This window comes from Maricaulis salignorans, assembly GCF_900103475.1.
GTDB classification, from domain to species: Bacteria; Pseudomonadota; Alphaproteobacteria; order Caulobacterales; family Maricaulaceae; genus Maricaulis; species Maricaulis salignorans.
The window spans coordinates 20,269-37,599 of sequence record NZ_FNHG01000019.1 but is presented as its reverse complement, the minus strand read 5'-3'; the positions used below and the strand labels follow the sequence as shown (position 1 = coordinate 37,599).

16 protein-coding genes are annotated in these 17,331 nt (G+C 62.1%); 7 read left to right on the top strand and 9 right to left on the bottom strand.

Annotated features, from left to right (window positions below; genetic code table 11):
* Window positions 1–41: 41 nt before the first annotated feature.
* Both BLT42_RS12825 and BLT42_RS12820 read right to left on the bottom strand, forming a co-directional pair.
* Entirely contained in the window at window positions 42–2,762 is a 2,721-nt protein-coding gene (locus tag BLT42_RS12825; protein ID WP_233342486.1) for an NHL repeat-containing protein, read from the bottom strand.
* A gap of 98 nt (window positions 2,763–2,860) precedes the next feature.
* The gene (locus BLT42_RS12820; protein ID WP_091771424.1) at window positions 2,861–3,646 is read right to left on the bottom strand and encodes a cytidylyltransferase domain-containing protein; all 786 of its coding nucleotides are present in this window, start codon (window positions 3,644–3,646) and stop codon (window positions 2,861–2,863) included.
* Window positions 3,647–3,768: 122 nt separating this feature from the next.
* On the opposite strand from BLT42_RS12820, the gene pseB reads away from it, so the two are divergent.
* The 5 genes from pseB (at window position 3,769) to BLT42_RS12795 (ending at window position 8,386) form a co-directional block, all read left to right on the top strand.
* Complete coding sequence (pseB, locus tag BLT42_RS12815) at window positions 3,769–4,842, top strand: UDP-N-acetylglucosamine 4,6-dehydratase (inverting) (RefSeq protein WP_091771422.1); 1,074 nt, start codon at window positions 3,769–3,771, stop codon at window positions 4,840–4,842.
* Window positions 4,842–5,900 (top strand): UDP-2,4-diacetamido-2,4,6-trideoxy-beta-L-altropyranose hydrolase, encoded by a 1,059-nt coding sequence (pseG, locus tag BLT42_RS12810; protein ID WP_091771420.1) that lies wholly within the window; start codon window positions 4,842–4,844, stop codon window positions 5,898–5,900. The genes pseB and pseG overlap by 1 nt, the downstream gene beginning before the upstream one ends.
* 42 nt (window positions 5,901–5,942) lie before the next feature.
* Window positions 5,943–6,572, top strand: coding sequence for a formyltransferase family protein (locus tag BLT42_RS12805; protein WP_091771418.1), 630 nt, complete (start codon window positions 5,943–5,945; stop codon window positions 6,570–6,572).
* 99 nt (window positions 6,573–6,671) lie between these two features.
* Window positions 6,672–7,757, top strand: coding sequence for a pseudaminic acid synthase (pseI, locus tag BLT42_RS12800; protein ID WP_091771416.1), 1,086 nt, complete (start codon window positions 6,672–6,674; stop codon window positions 7,755–7,757).
* Window positions 7,754–8,386 (top strand): pseudaminic acid biosynthesis-associated methylase, encoded by a 633-nt coding sequence (locus BLT42_RS12795; RefSeq protein WP_091771414.1) that lies wholly within the window; start codon window positions 7,754–7,756, stop codon window positions 8,384–8,386. Before pseI ends, BLT42_RS12795 begins: the two co-directional genes overlap by 4 nt.
* Here BLT42_RS12795 and pseC read toward each other — a convergent pair.
* The 7 genes from pseC to flbT form a co-directional block, all read right to left on the bottom strand.
* Window positions 8,383–9,549 carry a UDP-4-amino-4,6-dideoxy-N-acetyl-beta-L-altrosamine transaminase gene (gene pseC, locus BLT42_RS12790; RefSeq protein ID WP_091771412.1) on the bottom strand — a complete coding sequence of 389 codons (1,167 nt, stop codon included), beginning with the start codon at window positions 9,547–9,549 and terminating at the stop codon, window positions 8,383–8,385. The two genes, BLT42_RS12795 and pseC, sit on opposite strands and share 4 nt — an antisense overlap.
* Before the next feature lie 112 nt (window positions 9,550–9,661).
* Entirely contained in the window at window positions 9,662–10,492 is an 831-nt protein-coding gene (locus BLT42_RS12785; protein ID WP_091771410.1) for a flagellin, read from the bottom strand.
* A gap of 200 nt (window positions 10,493–10,692) precedes the next feature.
* The gene (locus tag BLT42_RS12780; protein ID WP_176780360.1) at window positions 10,693–10,998 is read right to left on the bottom strand and encodes a flagellar protein FlaG; all 306 of its coding nucleotides are present in this window, start codon (window positions 10,996–10,998) and stop codon (window positions 10,693–10,695) included.
* A gap of 169 nt (window positions 10,999–11,167) precedes the next feature.
* Entirely contained in the window at window positions 11,168–11,992 is an 825-nt protein-coding gene (locus BLT42_RS12775; protein WP_091771406.1) for a flagellin, read from the bottom strand.
* Window positions 11,993–12,336: 344 nt separating this feature from the next.
* Window positions 12,337–13,161 carry a flagellin gene (locus BLT42_RS12770; protein ID WP_091771404.1) on the bottom strand — a complete coding sequence of 275 codons (825 nt, stop codon included), beginning with the start codon at window positions 13,159–13,161 and terminating at the stop codon, window positions 12,337–12,339.
* Window positions 13,162–13,528: 367 nt separating this feature from the next.
* Window positions 13,529–13,903 carry a flagellar biosynthesis regulator FlaF gene (gene flaF / locus BLT42_RS12765; RefSeq protein ID WP_091771402.1) on the bottom strand — a complete coding sequence of 125 codons (375 nt, stop codon included), beginning with the start codon at window positions 13,901–13,903 and terminating at the stop codon, window positions 13,529–13,531.
* Window positions 13,903–14,289 (bottom strand): flagellar biosynthesis repressor FlbT, encoded by a 387-nt coding sequence (flbT, locus tag BLT42_RS12760; protein WP_091771400.1) that lies wholly within the window; start codon window positions 14,287–14,289, stop codon window positions 13,903–13,905. Before flbT ends, flaF begins: the two co-directional genes overlap by 1 nt.
* 192 nt (window positions 14,290–14,481) lie before the next feature.
* Here flbT and BLT42_RS12755 point away from each other — a divergent pair, with 192 nt between their 5' ends.
* Complete coding sequence (locus BLT42_RS12755) at window positions 14,482–16,266, top strand: tetratricopeptide repeat protein (RefSeq protein WP_091771398.1); 1,785 nt, start codon at window positions 14,482–14,484, stop codon at window positions 16,264–16,266.
* The gene (locus tag BLT42_RS12750) at window positions 16,263–17,279 is read left to right on the top strand and encodes a hypothetical protein (RefSeq protein ID WP_091771396.1); all 1,017 of its coding nucleotides are present in this window, start codon (window positions 16,263–16,265) and stop codon (window positions 17,277–17,279) included. The genes BLT42_RS12755 and BLT42_RS12750 overlap by 4 nt, the downstream gene beginning before the upstream one ends.
* Window positions 17,280–17,331 lie beyond the last annotated feature (52 nt).

Genomic DNA, 17,331 nt, shown 5'->3' with positions numbered 1-17,331 from the left:
GCTGCCTGTCGGGGATGCCACAGTGCGAAGACCGGTCCGGCCTAGTATAGCCCGCCGCTCGACGAGCCGCCCAGGCGTTCCAGCCCGGCGGAGTAATTGGCCAATTGCCGGCTCAGATAGGCCGGCACGGTACCGCCACGTTTGCCCGGGCCCTCATTGAGCAGATTCTTCAGCGCCGCCGGCGTCGTCAACTCGCGATAGGACCGCTGGACAATCGTCATGGCGTGGCTGATCGCGTCGAAAGCGGTCTTGGACGTATCCTTGTCCGACAGTTCCAGCAGCGTCGGCAGGTCCATCGCGAAAAGTGGCGGCGCATCGGCCGAACCATCCTTGTCGAGCGCCGAGACTTTCTTGACGATCGCGCCGGGCGCCATGCCCAGCGCCTTGAGCAGGTCGCGCCCGTCACCGCCGGCGAAGAGCTCGATGGTCGAGCCTTCCTTCGGCGAGATGCGCAGGGCATCGCCATTGGTGGCGCGCCGGACATCGGCTGTTCCGTCGAGGATCAGGGCGCCATTGATCTTGAAGGTGAGCGATCGCATCGTGTCATCGGCGTCGATCGTGATCTTCTTGCGGCTGCCGCCATTGACGGAAAGATAGAAATGATCGCCGTCGCGCGCGGCGGTGCGGTCGGTAACGACACGGCTGTCGGAATAGGTCAGCGTCCCGGCTGGCAGGCCCATCGCGTCGAGCACAGAATCGCCACCGGCGACAACGGAAACACCGGTCGCCTCGCTGATACCGCTACGGCCGCTGAGCTGGACGGCCCAGTCGAAAGCGCCGTCGGCAGCGTTGAAACTGGCCGCAAAGGCGTCGCGATCACCGATCAGTGACTGTCCGGGCAGCGCGCCCGTGGTCTTGCCGGCGAGATAGACCTTGGAGCCATCCAGGGTGATGGCATTGGCCGTTTCATCCTTGTCGGAGCCAAGGAAGGTTGTGTAATCCACCGTGGCGGCCGCGCCATCGGTCAGCTTGATCAGAACGGCATCGCGGTCGCCGCCGGAATGGGCTGTGATCGGGGCGCTCGGGGCGAAGCTGCCGCCCGCGGAACCGGCGATATAGATATTGCTGCCATCGACCGCGATATCGCCAATACGGCCCGCGCCCATATCGCCCAGCGATTGGGTCCAGAGCGGGCCGGCCGCCAGATCGGCGGTGTCGAATTTGCGGATCACGCCGACGCCGTCTTCCTGGCTGGCGACAATCAGATTGCCGTCCGATGCCATGGTCAGGGCTGACACCGATTCATCGCCAACGCCGCCAATGCGTGTGGTCGAGAGCGTCGTGCCGCTGGAATTGATCGCGCGCAGATAGCCATCACTGGCACCGCCCAGATGATTGGCGCCGCCAAAGGCGCTCGCGGCCTTGCCGGCGACATAGATCGTGCCATCGCCGGCAATCGTCACCGCATTGGGCTGGTCATCACCACTGCCGCCAAAACGCGACAGCCATTGCTCGACACCATTGGCATTGTATTTGGCGACGAAGCTGTCCTTGCCGCCGATATCGGTCGTGCTGCCCAGCCCGCCCTCGACAATGCCGGCGACAACGACATTGCCGCTGTCATCAACGGCCACACTGGTCGCGCCGGCTTCGGCGGCAGCACCGAGCACGCGGCTCCACACCATCTTGCCGGTGGAATCATACTTGGCGAGCACCATATCGTGCTCACCCTTGATATCGGCACCGCCCAGCGCGGCCGAGGTCGTGCCGACGACAAACACACTGCCATCCGTCGCGGTGGCGCTCGATTTGATCTCGAGTGGATTGACCTCTTCCTTGGTGCGGGTTTCGTCGTCCTCGCTGCCCACAATGGCAACTTCGCTCGTGTCCGGTGCGGCCTCGAGCCGGGTCGAAAAGGCGGTCGTCGGGGCGGCGGCGCCGAGATCGGTCAGCTTGATGACCTGGCCAGCGGCGTTGTCATTGAGGCCGGACGTGCCGGCGAGATAGATGGCCGGGCTGCCCGAAGCGGCACTGAAACTGACCACTTCGGTGGAAATACCCGAGACCTTGAAGCCGTAATCGCTGCCGGGAATGATATTGTTCTCGTCCGGCGTGCCCAGTTTGACGCGGGAAAAACGGGTCATCACGCCGGCACCCTCAAGTGCGGTATTGATATGCGCCGAGACATTGTCGAGCGAGCGCGTCGTGGCGCCCATATCGGCCAGATTGATGGCGATGTCCTGCGTGAGGCCGTTCTTCTTCACCGAAACGGTGAATTGCACATCGCCCGTCAGGCTCGCCACCTCGGCATCAAAGTCACCGCTATGCACCTTGCCGGTGACATAGACCGACTCGCCGCGGCTGATCGCCACCGTGCTGTCAGCGCTGGAGAGTTGTTTGCCCTTGAGCAGGGTGAGGCCGTCCAGCTTCATCGAATCGTAGAAACTGTCCAGCTGGGCCAGACCTTCGGCGAAACGGGTATTGATGAATTTGCGATCGGTTTCCGAGACCGTCTTGTCCATCGCCTTCTCGGCCAGTGAGGACAGGGTCTTCAGCCCGACATAGAGGTCAAACAGCGCCTTGTAATCATCCGGGGCCTTGAGATCGGAGAATGCGCTTTTCTTGGAGTCGAAGAACTCGCCGCTGGCCAATACGCCACGGCGCAATTCCTCGATCGAGGCGGATTCGCTGGAAACATCCCAGGGCGGCGTCACACCGGCCGCAGCCTGTTCATTGGCGGTACGGGTCTGGGGCGCGAGATTGGACGCTTGCGACGCACTGAGCCTGGACTGGTACCAGCCATTCAGTACCGATAAATCCAACCCGTAAACGGCCACGATGCAAAACCCTTCTGATCCAGGCTACGAGACTAGGCTCAGAGTGCGAATAAAGTCTTGCCAGCAAGGATCAAAAGCCGGTCTCAGGCGGCCTCGCGCAGGGCGAAGGGCGCGCTGGTGATTTCGGCCAGCTGCGGATTGTCCAGGCGGCCCGTATCGAGCCGGCCGGCATTGATCGCAACAAGGTCGGGACGGCGCAGACACAAGGCTGCCAGCTGAGCCGCTGACGCGGTCGCGGCGGCCTCGCCGAGTTCCTCATAGACGGCCTGGAAGAATTCCAGATCCTCGGCGTAATCGAGCGTCCAGCGCAAGCGCTCCAGCCCCTGGCCGGGCCCGGTGAGGCAGGCGTGGTGGAGGTGCGGGTTCTGGCGCAGCCACGGTGTGACATGTTCACGATCGCCCGCTTCGCTCGCCAGACGGTCGGCGCGATACAGCAACACGGCCGGGAAGACTTCACAATCGAGCCCGTGCGGAAACAGGGCCGGCATCGTATTGCTGGCATAGTCAGCATGGGTGTCATGCAACAGGCCGATCACGCGTTCGCAGATCTGCGGATCGATGAAGGGGCAATCGCTGGTGACCCGCATAATATATTCGGCGCCGCAATCGCGTGCCGCTTTGGCATAGCGCGACAACACGTCGCTCTCCGACCCGCGGCTGACGGCATAGCCTGCCGCGCGGGCCGCATCCGCGACCGCATTATCGGCCTCGGTATCGGGGACCGCAGCAATGACATGATCGGCTCCGGCTATGCGGGCGCAGCGGTCGAGCACTCGCGCCAGCGCGGTCTTCGAACCGAGCGGGTTGAGAATTTTTCCCGGCAACCGGGACGAGCCGAGACGCGCTTGAACGATGATGGCGAGGGTCATGACCAGCCTTGAAGAGTAGCCTGATGAAACAGTGTAGTATCAGTGTCAGCGGCACTCTCCTAACGCCTCGTTAACCGCTGCACGCCAGCGTCGAGTCCGACAGGCGAATCACGAGACCCAATATGGCCAAGACACCGATCGAAGAAGATGCGCTGGAACAGATGGTGATGAGCCGCACTTTCCGGGAACCCCGTATCGATCTGGACGGCAAATCCGTGCTGATCACTGGCGGGACCGGCTCGTTCGGCAAGCGTTTCGTGGAAACCATTTGCCGCGACTACAAGCCGCGCAAACTGATCATCTTTTCGCGCGATGAGCTGAAGCAATATGAAATGGCTCAGCAATTCTCACCGAGCGACTATCCCTTCCTGCGCTATTTCATTGGCGATGTCCGCGATGAATCGCGCCTGGAACAGGCCATGCGCGGGGTCGATATCGTCATCCATGCGGCGGCGCTGAAACATGTCCCGATTGCCGAATACAATCCGTTCGAATGCATCAAGACCAATGTCATGGGCGCCGAGAATGTTGTCCGCGCGACCATCAAATGTGGCGTGAAACATGTTTGCGCCCTGTCGACCGACAAGGCCGCCAACCCGATCAATCTGTACGGCGCCTCCAAACTGGCTGCCGACAAGATTTTTACCGCCGGCCAGCATATGGGCGGTGCTGACGGCCCGATTTTCTCGGTCGTGCGCTATGGCAACGTCGTGGGTTCGCGCGGATCGGTCATCCCCTTCTTCCGCAAGCTGATTGATGAGGGCACCGACCACCTCCCCATCACCGACCCGCGCATGACCCGCTTCTGGATCACGATCGAGCAGGGCGTGAATTTCGTCCTCTCCACCCTGGCCATGGCCCGCGGCGGCGAGATCTTCGTTCCGAAAATTCCGTCGATGAGCATGGTCGACCTCGCCCACACCATCGCGCCAAAGCTGCCACACAAGGTGATTGGCATCCGTCCCGGCGAAAAACTGCACGAAATCATGGTGCCGTCCGACGATGCCCGCTCGACCGTCGAACTCAGCGACCGTTTTGCCATCCTGCCGGCCTATGCCGGCGAACTGATGGCGCGCTATCTCGGCCAGGGTGCCAACCGGGTCCCCGATGACTGGTCCTACTCCTCCGACAATAATGCCGAACAACTCGACGGCCCATCGCTGCGCGAACTCATAGGCGAAGCGAACGCCGCCTGATGTCGGCTGCGGCCCTGCCTGCACGCATTCTGGTCCGGGCCGATGCCGGGCCTGAGCTGGGCGGCGGCCATATCATGCGATGCCTGGCGCTGGCCGCCTCGCTCAAGGCCCGCGGCGCCAGTATCGCCTTTGCCTGCGCCCCCGGTTCCAGCGATCTCGTCCCGGCCCTGTCGCGATCCGGTTTTGCGGTGATGACAGCGCGCTCGGCCGCCGATTTCGACCTCCCGCCGGCCTGGGGTGGCCAGGCCGATGCCATCCTCGTCGACCTCTACACCTCCACCCGTGCCGATGAGAGCCGGATGCGGCAGATCGCACCGGTCATCGCCGTGCTGGAGGACCTGCCCGACCGGGTCCATGATTGCGACCTGCTGGGCGATCAGGGCTTTGACCGCCAACCGGCCGATTATGCCGACCGGGTGCCGCCCGGCGCGACCCTCCTGCTCGGGCCGGACATGACGCCTTTGCGGCCCGATTTTGCCCGCTTGCGGTCCGCCTCGCTGGCCCGGCGGCTGGCCAGTCCGGGTCTGTCGCGCCTGCTGGTCTCAATGGGGATGACCGATGTCGGCGGCATCAGCGCGCAAATTGTCGCCCTGGCCCGCAAGAGCCTGCCGGACATCACGATCGACGTCATTCTCGGCCCGCTTGCGCCGAGCCTGCCCGGCTTGCTGCAGGCGGCGGAAAACGACCCGAAGTTCCATATCCTGGTTGATGTCGACCGCATGGCCGAGTGTGTCATGGCCGCCGACCTGGCCATCGGCGCCGGCGGCGGCAGCGCCCTGGAGCGCTGCGTTCTCGGCGTGCCGAGCCTGGTCATTGTGCTGGCCGAAAACCAGCGGCCGGCGGCCCGGGCCATGGCCGCAGCCGGTGCGGCCCTGATGATCGAGACGCCCCAGGCATTGGCAGACGCGTTGCCCGCCCTGCTGCGCCATGTTTCGCCGCCGCAATTGGCGCAAATGTCGGCCAGCGCCGCCCGGCTGTGCGACGGGCGCGGCGCCGAGCGGATCGCTACTGCCCTGCTGGCGCGCATCGCCCGGCCCCCGACCCCCGCGAATGCGTGACCGACAAGACTTGGTTAAACTCGGACCACCACAGTCCGCTGCATGCACGTCCTGATTCTTTCCCCCTATCCCGACTCCCTGATCGCTCCGATCACGGCGCGAGGGGATCGTGTTACCGTGCGTTCCGACCTTCTGAACGAGGCCGATTTTGCCGCCATCCGCCCGGACTGGGTCGTCAGTTATGGCTATCGGCGCCTGATTACCGCACCGGTGCTCGACCTGTATGCGGGCCGGATTGTGAACCTGCACATTTCGCTCCTGCCCTATAATCGCGGTGCCGATCCCAATTTCTGGTCCTGGGTCGACAACACCCCCAAGGGCGTGACGCTGCACCTCATTGATGGCGAGATGGATACCGGCCCGATCCTGGTGCAGCGCGAGGTCAAACTCGATCCGGACCTTGAAACCCTGAAATCCAGCTATCTGCGGCTGCGCCAGGAAATCGAGGATGTTTTCGCACGCCATTGGGACGCGATTGCCAGCGGCCAATTGCCGCCCCAGGTCCAGACGACCTGCCTGCCCATGCACCGCGCCGCCGACAAGACAGAGCTGTTCGCCAGGCTGCCGCAGGGCTGGGACACCCCCGCGCGCATCGCCATGCGCCTGCTTTCCGGCGCATCCAGTCCCGGCGAGGCGGGCGGCGCCGACGGCCGGGGTCGAACGACAAATTAACCCTCCTGACCGAGGCTCGAAGCCTGTCTTCAAGGGTGATTCGCGCCATGCGCCACGCAACATGTTTTCGCCCCGACACTGCTCTGCCTGGGGACCATCATGCCCGCCGCCGCTGACACCACATTCGATTTCGCCGGTCGCCCGGTTGGCCCCGATCACCCGCCGCTGGTGATCGCCGAGATTTCGGCCAATCATCTCGGCCGCATCGACCGCGCCATCGCGTCGATCGAGGCGGCCGCGGCCTGCGGTGCCGATGCGATCAAGATCCAGACCTATACCGCCGATACCATCACCATTGATCATGACGGCCCCGGCTTTGTGATCGAAGGCGGTCTGTGGCACGGGCGCTCACTACATGAACTCTATAGCGAGGCCCACACGCCGTTTGAATGGCATGGCGAGCTGTTCGCCCGCGCCCGCGAACTCGGCGTGCCACTCTTCTCGACCCCCTTCGACCACACCGCCGTCGATCTGCTGGAATCGCTCGATGCGCCCGCCTACAAGATCGCCTCTTTCGAGATCACTGATTTGCCGCTGATTGCCCGCGTCGCGCGCACCGGCAAGCCGATGATCATGTCGACCGGCATGGCCAATCTGGCCGAGATCCACGACGCCGTCCGCACCGCCCGCGAAAACGGCGTTGGCGGCCTGGCCGTCCTGCATTGCCTCTCCGCCTACCCGGCACCGATCGACCAGTCCGATCTGCGCACCGTGCCGCACCTGGCCGAGGCCTTTCACGCCGTCGCCGGGCTGAGCGATCACACGCCGGGCACCGCCTGCGCCGTCGCCGCTGTCGCGCTCGGGGCCCGCGTGATCGAGAAGCACTTCACCCTCTCGCGCGCCGATGGCGGCCCGGACGGCTCCTTCTCGCTGGAGCCGGATGAACTCAAACGCCTGGTCGAGGATTGCCATAACGCCTTCGCCGCCCTGGGCTCGGTGCGTTACGAACTGGCCGGCTGTGAGCGCGGTTCGATGAATTTCCGCCGCTCGCTCTATGTCGTGCGCGACATCGCCCCCGGCGAGGCCTTCACGGCGGAAAATATCCGCTCGATCCGGCCCGGCCTGGGCCTGGCCCCGAAGCACTGGGATGAAATCATCGACCGGCGCGCCACACGCGCCCTGAAACGCGGCGATCCGCTGGCGATGGATATGATCGACTGGCGCGCCCCTGGAGAGACAGCATGACCGACACAACCCAGCTCGACGCCTGGCGCGGCGAATTCGGCGACAAATATATCGATCGCAATGAGACCCTGACCGACGCTCTGCGGATGCGGACCCGGATGTGGGCGCAGTTGCTCAAAAGCACCCATGGCGCCGAGCCGGAGAGCATTCTGGAGGTCGGTTGCAATATCGGTCTCAACCTGCGCGCCATCGACCGGCTCTCGCCCGCGACACTGTACGCGGTGGAGCCCAATGCCAAGGCAAGGCAGCGCGTGCTTGACGACAGGGTTGTGGCAGACGAACGGCTACATAACGCGACAGGGCAGAAACTGCCCTTTGGCGCGGCCGAAATCGATATGGTGTTCACATCGGGCGTGTTGATTCACGTCCATCCCGACGATCTCGGCACCGTCGCCGACGAGATGCACCGGGTTTCAAATCGCTGGATTCTGGTCGCCGAATATTTCTCGACCAAGCCCGAATCCATCCCGTATCGCGGTCGTAACGACCTGTTGTTCAAGCGCGATTTCGGCGGTTTCTTCCTCGACCGCTTCGACGATCTGGAAATCGTGGATGACGGATTTCTCTGGCAGCGCTCCACCGGGATTGATGACCTCACCTGGGTCTTGTTCCGCAAGAAGAACCGCTAGCCGCCCAGCACCGCGTCCAGCGCCGCCACCACCCGCGCCGGATCGTCCGGCGCCATGTCCGTGAATAGTGGCAGGCTCAGAGTCTGGGCATAATATCCAGCCGCGCCTGGCGGGGTCTGATCGCCATAACGCCTGCGATACCAGGGCTGTGACGGCACCGGGATATAGTGAACCTGCGAGCCTATCCCGCGTTCCTGCAGGGCCCGCATAATCGTGGCGCGGTCCGTTCCAGCCCCGGCAAAGTCGATCCGCACCGGGTAAAGATGCAGACAGGGGTCACAATCGGGTGTCCGCACCAGCGCCTTCACCAGCGGATGTCCCGCCAGCAACGCGTCATAAGCCGCTGCAAGCGCTTTGCGTTTGGCGGCGAAGGCATCGAGCCGATGCAATTGCGAACGCGCCAGCGCCGCCTGGACGTCGCACAGGCGATAATTCCAGCCCAGCTCCTGCATCTCATGCCACCAGGGCTCATCCTGGCCCTGTTCCATCCGCGCCGGATCGCGCTCAATGCCATGACTGCGCAAGCGCCGCAGCCGGGCCGCGAGGGCCGCGTCACTGGTCGTCACCATACCGCCCTCGCCGGCCGCGATCGTCTTGACCGGATGGAAAGAAAAACACGCCGCATCGGACTGCTCGCACGCCCCGACCGGCCGGTCCTGCCAGCGCGTGCCGAGCGCATGACAGGCATCCTCAACCAGTCTGGCACCGACCGCGTCGGCGATCTCGCGCATCGCCGCCATATCCTCGCACTGCCCCGCCAGATGCACCGGCAGGATGGCGCGCAATCTCGCGCCGGAGACACGCGCAATGGCCTGCCGCAACGTGTCCGGGGTCATCAGCCCGGTAGTGGCGTCAACATCAGCGAACACGATATCGGCACCGCAATAGATTGCCGCATTCGCTGTCGCCATGAAGGTGATGGCCGGCACGATACAGACATCACCGGGCCCGACATCCAGGCCTGCAAGCGCCAGGTGGAGCGCGGTCGTGCCATTGGAACAGGCGATGGCATATTGCGCCCCGGTACAGGCGGCGAAGTCTGCCTCAAAGGCATCGACCGCAGGCCCGGTGGTCAGCCAGTCGGAACGCAAGACCCGCGCGACCGCCTCAATATCGCTGTCATCAATGGATTGTCGGCCATAGGGCAGAAAGGGTCTGGGCATGATGTGTCCTCAAAACGCGCTGCATCATGACGCGAGTCGCGAAAACGAAAACGGCACCCCGTGGGGTGCCGTTCCGCAGCAAGACAGGCCGTGGTGGGGCAGGCTTACAGGTCTACTGGAAGAGGTTGAGAATGATCTGCGGCTGCGAGTTGGCAATCGACAACGCCTGGACACCCAGTTGTTGCTTGACCTGCAAGGCCTGCAATTGCGCACTTTCAACCGCCAGATCGGCATCGACAAGATTGCCAACCCCCTTGGTGAGGGCATCGGCCAGCTTGCTGACGAAACCGGAATGGGCCTCAAGCTTCTTGGTGTCCGAGCCAAGATCGGCCAGGGATTGATTGACGTTGTCGAGACTGGCCTGAATGTTGGCCATGACAGCGGTCGCGAGGGTGACGGTACTCAGGCTGGCGGTCGCCGGGATCGTCACGATCGCGCCGCCAATGCTCATATCCTGCGACTTCAGCGTGACCGTCCGTGCCGCATCAGCGTCGGCGAGGAATTCAACACCGGTTGTCACCGAGCCGTCGAGCAGATTGGCGCCATCGAATTCAGCGTTCTCGATGATCACCCGGACCTGGTCGAGCAACGCCTTGAAATCGGAATCATAGGCCTGGCGCGAATAGGAATCGATCGACGGGTCCATCGCCGCCATCGCCTTTTCGCGCATCTGGATCAGCAGGTCCGAAATCGTCTCACCGGCCGCGAGCGCAACATCACCAATCGTCGTGGCCCGGTTGAGCCCGGTCTGGACGGCACTGAGCGCACCAAGATCGGCGCGCATGCCCTGGGCGACCGCATAGATGGCCGCATTGTCCTTGGCCCCGGAGATCTTCAGGCCGGTATTGATCCGGTTCTGAACACCATCCATCTGGTCATTGGTTTTATTGAGGTTCTGCAGCGCAATCATCGCGGCGGTATTGGTGTGGACACTCAAGGTCATGCGATATTCTCCCGCAAATCACCGCGCCACACTTTCGTGACGCCTTGAAATTACGAGCGCAATTGCCGTGCCGATTCCCGGAAGATAATAAAAACGCATCTTTTCCATTAGTTAGAGCGCTTTTAGGTGTTGGCTATAAGTGGCAAAAGTCGGATTTTGCCGAGTCGTGACGGCCAGACCGGTCAGTTTTGCCCAGCAGCTCAGGCCGTCTTGTTGACGAGGCCGGCTTTGAAGGTGCGCAGATATTCCGCCAGATCCTGATGCGTTTCAGGCGGCCAGCGACGGATGGTCTCGCCGGTATCCTTGTCGATCATCAAATAGACGAAGTCGCCCGATGTGGCTTCACGCTGAATGCTGAGCCTGGAATTGCCCAGAATTTCCCGGGACAGACGCTCAAGCTCGGCGACCAGTTCTTCGGGGGGGCGCCCGGCGGTTTGTGTGGCCGGAGGCTGTTTTTCTACAGGCGGGACGCGGGTCGGGTCGGGCCGTGGGCGGTCGCCGGACATATCGCGTGAATCCAGAAGTGGATTAGCCACCAGAGGCGGCCGAGTATAATTGGTATCAGCCATTTTCTTTTCGCTGACGTAGAGGCGTCAGCGCCTCCAAAACATCCTCCGTCAGCGATCCCGGGAAGGTGGATGGCGGGCCAGCTGGCCCGCCATCCGGTTCCGTGGATTAACGGAAGTAGCCCAGGATCGTGCTCGGAGCACTGTTGGCGATCGACAGAGCCTGAACGCCAAGCTGTTGCTTGACCTGCAGGGACTGCAAACGCGCGCTCTCTTTTGCCAGATCGGCATCGACCAGATTGCCGATACCCTGGGTCAGGGAGTCAGCCAGCTTGCCGACGAAATCCTTGTGGATACCCACAGATTTCGAAGCCGTACCCAGGCGAGCCAGGGAACTATTGAGGTTGTTCAGAGACGTCGAGATGGTGCCGGCGAGCGTTGCGGCGGTACCAGCTGAATCCATCGATGCTGTAGCGGTCAGCGTAACAACGCCGCCACCGAGCGAGAGATTTTCGTCAGCGATCGAGATCGTGGACGAGCCCGAAGCATTGGCGAGCGCCGAGATCGACGTCACGGTGTTATTGATCAGGTTCGTACCGTTGAACGAGGCGTTCGAGACGATCTTGCCGATCTGGTCGCGAAGTGCCTTGAAGTCTTCGTTCAGCGCGGAGCGCGAAGCCGAGTCGAGGCTGGTGTCGGAAGCGGCGAGCGCCTTCGACTTCATCTCGATGAGAATGTCGGAAACAGCTTCGCCGGCGGCCAGGGCCACGTCGACCGTCGATGCTGCCAGATCGAGCGACCCGCCAACAACTTCATAAGCCTGAACGTCTGCACGCATTTTCTGCGCAATAGCGAACTTGCCGCCATCATCTTTCGCGGAGCTGACCGCAAGACCGGTGGTGATCCGGCTCTGGACCTGTTCCAGGTCGCGATTGGTCATGTTCAGCTGCTGCAGCGCAACCATGGCGCCGGAATTCGTATTAATGGTAGCCATTTCTTGGCCCTTTCCGTTCTGGTTTATGCCGGGCGTTTTGCCCGATGGACCTTCTGATCCACGGAAAACCTCGCAAACTACGGGCCAGAAACGGTTGGCTGAAACAGGTTAATCGGGAGAGAGATGGTGCCGTTGGTGATGTTCGCTGAATCGACCTGTTCGCGGTAACCATTTGCTGGGTAAAAAGTGCCGCCTCAAACCTCGAAATGCCCGGCAAAAACTGCCCGTCGGCAAAGATTTATGATTTACAAAGGGTTAAAGCCGGATTGCGGACATGCCTACGGGCCCCCGCGTGCGGAACCAAAAAAACCGGGACCGCCCGAAGGCGGCCCCGATCGACGAAACTACTGGAAGAAGGAAAGGATGGTCTGCGGCGCCGTATTCGCAATCGAAAGTGCCTGAACCCCCAGCTGCTGCTTGACTTGCAGCGACTGCAGGCGTGCGCTTTCTTTTGCCAGGTCCGCGTCGACAAGGTTTCCAATACCCACTTCGAGGGCGTCGGAAAGCTTGACCACAAAGTCTCCGTGAATCTCCAAAGATTTCGATGCCGTGCCGAGGCGCGCCAACGCAAGATTCAGATTATTCAGCGAAGTCGAGATCGTTCCCGCAAGCGTATCAGCAGTACCCGCCGACGCGAAGGAAGCCGTCGCGCCCAGGGTCACGATACCGCCCCCGAGCGAGAGGTTTTCATCCACGATGGAGATCGTGCTGCTACCGTCATCATTTGCCAGGGCAGAGATGGACGTCACGGTATTGTTGATCAAGTTTGTGCCATTGAATTCAGCGGTACTGACCATCTTCGAAATCTGATCCCGCATGGCCTTGAAGTCTTCGTTCAGGGCCGTTCGCGACGCAGAGTCGAGAGAAACATCAGATGCCGCCAGTGCCTTTGCCTTCATCTCAATGAGCAGATCCGAAATGCCCTCGCTCGCCGCAAGCGCGACGTCGACGACAGATTGGGACCGGTTGAGGCTATCCTTCACAACAGCATAGCCGCCCACTTGGGCGCGCATGCGCTGGGCGATGGCGAACTTGCCGCCATCATCCTTCGCGCCGGCCACATCAAGGCCGGTGTTAATCCGCTGTTGAACCTCTGTCATTTGAGCGTTGGTTTTCGTCAGGTTCTGCAGAGCCACCATGGCTCCGGCGTTGGTGTTCACTGAAAGCATAATTGTTCCTCCATTCTGGAAGTGGTGAAGTCGTTCTTGACTTGGACTTTTTGTCCTGCCCAGACAGTCGCAATCCCCATGCCACGCGGAGCGCGGGCAAGCAGTTGTTTTCATGGGAATTTTTGGAGACACCGGGAAGCCGGATCCGGCATTTGCCCGATTGTGCAGTCCAATTGTGCCGACCCGGCAGAAGCTGCCTGCGCCGGACTTTCGACCGTTGACCGGAAGACCGGCGTGCATGCCGCGCGCGTCGGGGCGCCCGGTCAGCTACGCCCGGAAGACGGAAGGCCGGGCGCACAAGCGTGCGTCCGGCCTTCAGGTGTTCAGCAGGAGCCGCGGCTGAATGCCAGCAGCCATTTTCGGCCGGTCAAGCGGCGCTGTTGGCCGCGGTCGGCTGTGGCGCAAGGCCCTGCATGATCGTGCGGTTCAGATCGATCAAGACTTCAAACTCGCCGGTCCCGCGCATCACCTGGGAGGTGTATTTCGAGACAAAGAGCGAGAGCGAAATGATCGAGGCCCGGAGCTGCTCCGGGAGCTTGTTCTCGGTACTGGCACAATCGGCACCGAGATTGGACCAGAGTCTGCGATTCCAGTCGAGCGCGTCGATCCGGCTCGATATCTCGATCTGGTCGGTTTCCGACGCCTGCATCAAGGCCCGCGTCACCTGGGCAAACAACCGGTATTCCGTCGAACGCGGGTCTTCCACCCGGGTTGAGGCTTTCTGATAGGCTTGAAAGGACATTACTTCAGGCGCTCCTCTTCAAACTCGATCAATTTCTTGCAGCGCATCAGCGCCTTGTAATATTCGCCGGCCATCACATCGCGACTGATGGTAACGCAGCTCGACAGGATTTCGGTCGCCGTCACGGCGCCCATGAATTCATTCATCCGGAGCACAAATTGCTCGTACTGGAGATCATCTGCCTGATCCGAGAGATACATCATCATGATCGGAAAATAGATGTGGCGGGCCGGCGTTGTGACCTGCTCGGCCTGCATGATGTCCTTCTCACGAAGCACCGAAGCCCGGTTCTGCAACAGAAGCGTGGCACGGCGGTCGCCATTCTCCACCACGGCTCCGTTCAGCACGAACTTCTCGCCGGGTTTGAGCGAGATTTTCAGGGCCATGAGAATTCTCCAGTCATCGAAGCGCGGATTCGCACCCTATCAGACGTCACGTTGGCAAAGCGGGGTGAAGAAAAGGTTTCGCTGACATCCGGGCAACAGCAAGTCTGGCCTTGGCCGCGTTAGCAAGTTTTAAATCGAATCCCGTCCAGCTGCGGTTGAAATTCCAGTCACACCAGACCCGATAGGCTTTGAATGACCGACGCTGCCCTGATTGACGAGTTTACCGCCGAGGCCGAGTCCGCAAAGAATGATGCGGTCGGCGCGCGCGGATCGCGCGGCCGCCTCAGCACGGAGCTTCGCCTGGGCGTTGTGCCGAAAGCGCAGCGCGACAAATACCGCAAGGCCACCAGTCTCGTCACCCGCGGGATCAAGCTGTCCGACGCGGGCGATCACCAGGAAGCCTCGAAATACGTCCTGCGGGCCCTCGACATGGCTCCGGACATTGCCCTGACGAACCACGCGGTCGGCCTGGTCCTGTTCCGCGTCGGGCGCCTGTCCAAAGCCCTCGAATACTATGAACGCGCCTGGAAGCTCGACCCGAAAGATGCCGAGGTCTATCTCAATATGGGCATTGTCGCGTGGAAGCTGGACATGCTTGACGCCGCCGAGAAATTCTACCGGCTCTGCGTCCAGATCGATCCGGGCAATCTCAGCGGAGTCACCAATCTGGCCAGCGTCTTGCGGGACCAGGCCCGGATCGAGGATGCGATCGAGATCCTGCGGACTGCAATTTTCCAGCACCCGGAAAATATCGAATTGTGGAACTCGCTCGGCACCGTCCTCGCCGAGTCCGGTGACCCGGCCGGCGCCACGACTTTTTTCAGAGAAGCCCTGCGGCTGGATCCCAATTTCGCCCGTGCTCACAACAACATGGCGAATATGTATGAGCTGCTGGGCAAGCCGTTCGAAGCCGTGGAACATTTTGAACTCGCCCTGAGAAACCCTCAGGACGCAGCCGATCGGGCGACAATGGAACATGGCCGCTCCCTGCTCCTGCTGGCCTGCGGGCGCGTCGAGGAGGGTTGGAAAGCTCAACAGGGCCGTCTTGACCCGAACAATGCGCAGGCGACGATTTTCGCGATGAACTGCCCGCGCTGGGAGAGCCATGACCTCGCCGACATCAAGGGCAAGATCGTCGTCCTGGTCGGCGAACAAGGCCTCGGCGATGAAGTGCTCTTCCTGAATACCGCGCAGGAATTGATCGACGCGATCGGCCCGGAAGGCGAGCTGAGAATTGCCTGCGAGTACAGACTGGTGCCACTGGTCCAGCGTTCCCTGCCCCAAGCCAGGGTCGGCAACCACACCTCCGTCAAACTTGAGGGACGCGATGTGCGCACCGCCAATCATCTCGATGACGGGGCCGATTACTGGACGCCGATGGGCGATCCCCTGATCGCCCTGCGGCCATCGCTTGAGAGCTTCCCCAAACGCCCCGCCTTTCTCACGCCCGATCCCGAGCGCGTCGGGGTGTGGCGCGACTATCTCGACCAGATCGGCGACGGGTTGAAAGTCGGCATTCTCTGGAAGTCATTGAAAATGACCGTCCGGCGAGCGCGCTTCTTCTCCGAGTTCGAGGACTGGAAGCCGATTTTCGCGGTCGACGGCGTCAATTTCATCAACCTTCAATATGGCGAGATCGCCAGGGAACTTCAGCAAGCCAAGGACATGTTTGGCGTCGACATCCACCAGCCCCAGGGCATCGACCTCAAAATGGATCTCGATGATATCGCCGCCTTCGCCTCAAGCTGTGACCTGGTGATCGGACCGATGAATGCGACCAGCAATCTGGCGGCTGCGTCCGGTGGCCGCGTCTGGTTCATTCACGCGCGGTCGACGGCCTGGCCGCTGCTCGGCACCGATCACATGCAATGGTATCCCCAAACCCGGTCGTTTTTCGGCACTGGCTTCCGGGACTTCAACAATATCATGCCGCGGGTCGCATCCGATCTGGAGCAATTCGTCAAAGACCGGAAATGACCGGCACGCACGCCCGTCTCGCGATCCGCGCCGATGGCGATAGCCGTCTCGGCTTCGGTCACGTGATACGGTGTGCTGCGCTGGCGCAGGCCCTGCTGGATGCGGGGCATGCGCTCATCTGGTTCAGCCAGACGCCACATGCCATACCCGCCAGCCTCGCCAGTCGCATTGAAGTCCGGCCCATCCCGGCCGGGGGTGACACGGACGGGAGCCTGCTTCCCGCCCTCACCGATGCGCGTATCGACGGCCTGATTGCTGACTGGCAGATCACGGACGCCCCGCTGTGTGCCCAGCTGCGCCGCGCCGGATTCTGGCTGGCGCTGGTCGGCAACAATCACGGTGACGCCGAGGCCGATCTCTACATCCGCCAGGGATTCGAACCGACCCAGACGGGTGCGCTGATGCAGGTCTGCGAGGGCCGCGAGCACATTCTCCTCGCCCCCGACTATGCCAGCCGCCCGCCACGCACCATTTGGCCACAGGCGCGACGCCTGCTGATCTCGCTCGGGGGCAGCGAAACACCGGTGCTGGAGGCTGTGCTGGCGGCCCTGGATAACCTGCCCGAACTCGAAGGTGTCATGATCGACATCAAACGGGCAGCGCCAGGCACGACCGCCCTGCCCGAGGCTGGTCTTCTGGCCGAGCTGTGCGCGGCCGATATTGCCATTCTCGGCGCCGGAACCACTCTGCATGAGGCGGCAGCGACCGGTCTCGCGGCCATCGCCCTGCCGATCGCAGCCAACCAGCGCGAACGGGCCCGGCAATTCGCGGCGCTTGGACTCGGGCTCAGCCTGGATCCCACAGCCACCGGCTTTGCTGAAGATTTACGGCAGGCCCTGCGCGGTCTGCTGGAAGCACCGGCCCGGCGCCAGGCCCTTGCCCGGGCCAGCGAGGCAGCGGTCGATGGCCGCGGCGCCGACCGTGTGGCAAGCCGCATTTCACATCTCGTTTCAGCGACACAGACACAGCTAAATTCAACCATTTCAAGGACGGCGGCTGGTCCGGCGGCCTGAATCAGGCGCAGTATTTCCAGTCCAAGCCAACACAGAAGCAGCCAATCGGCCG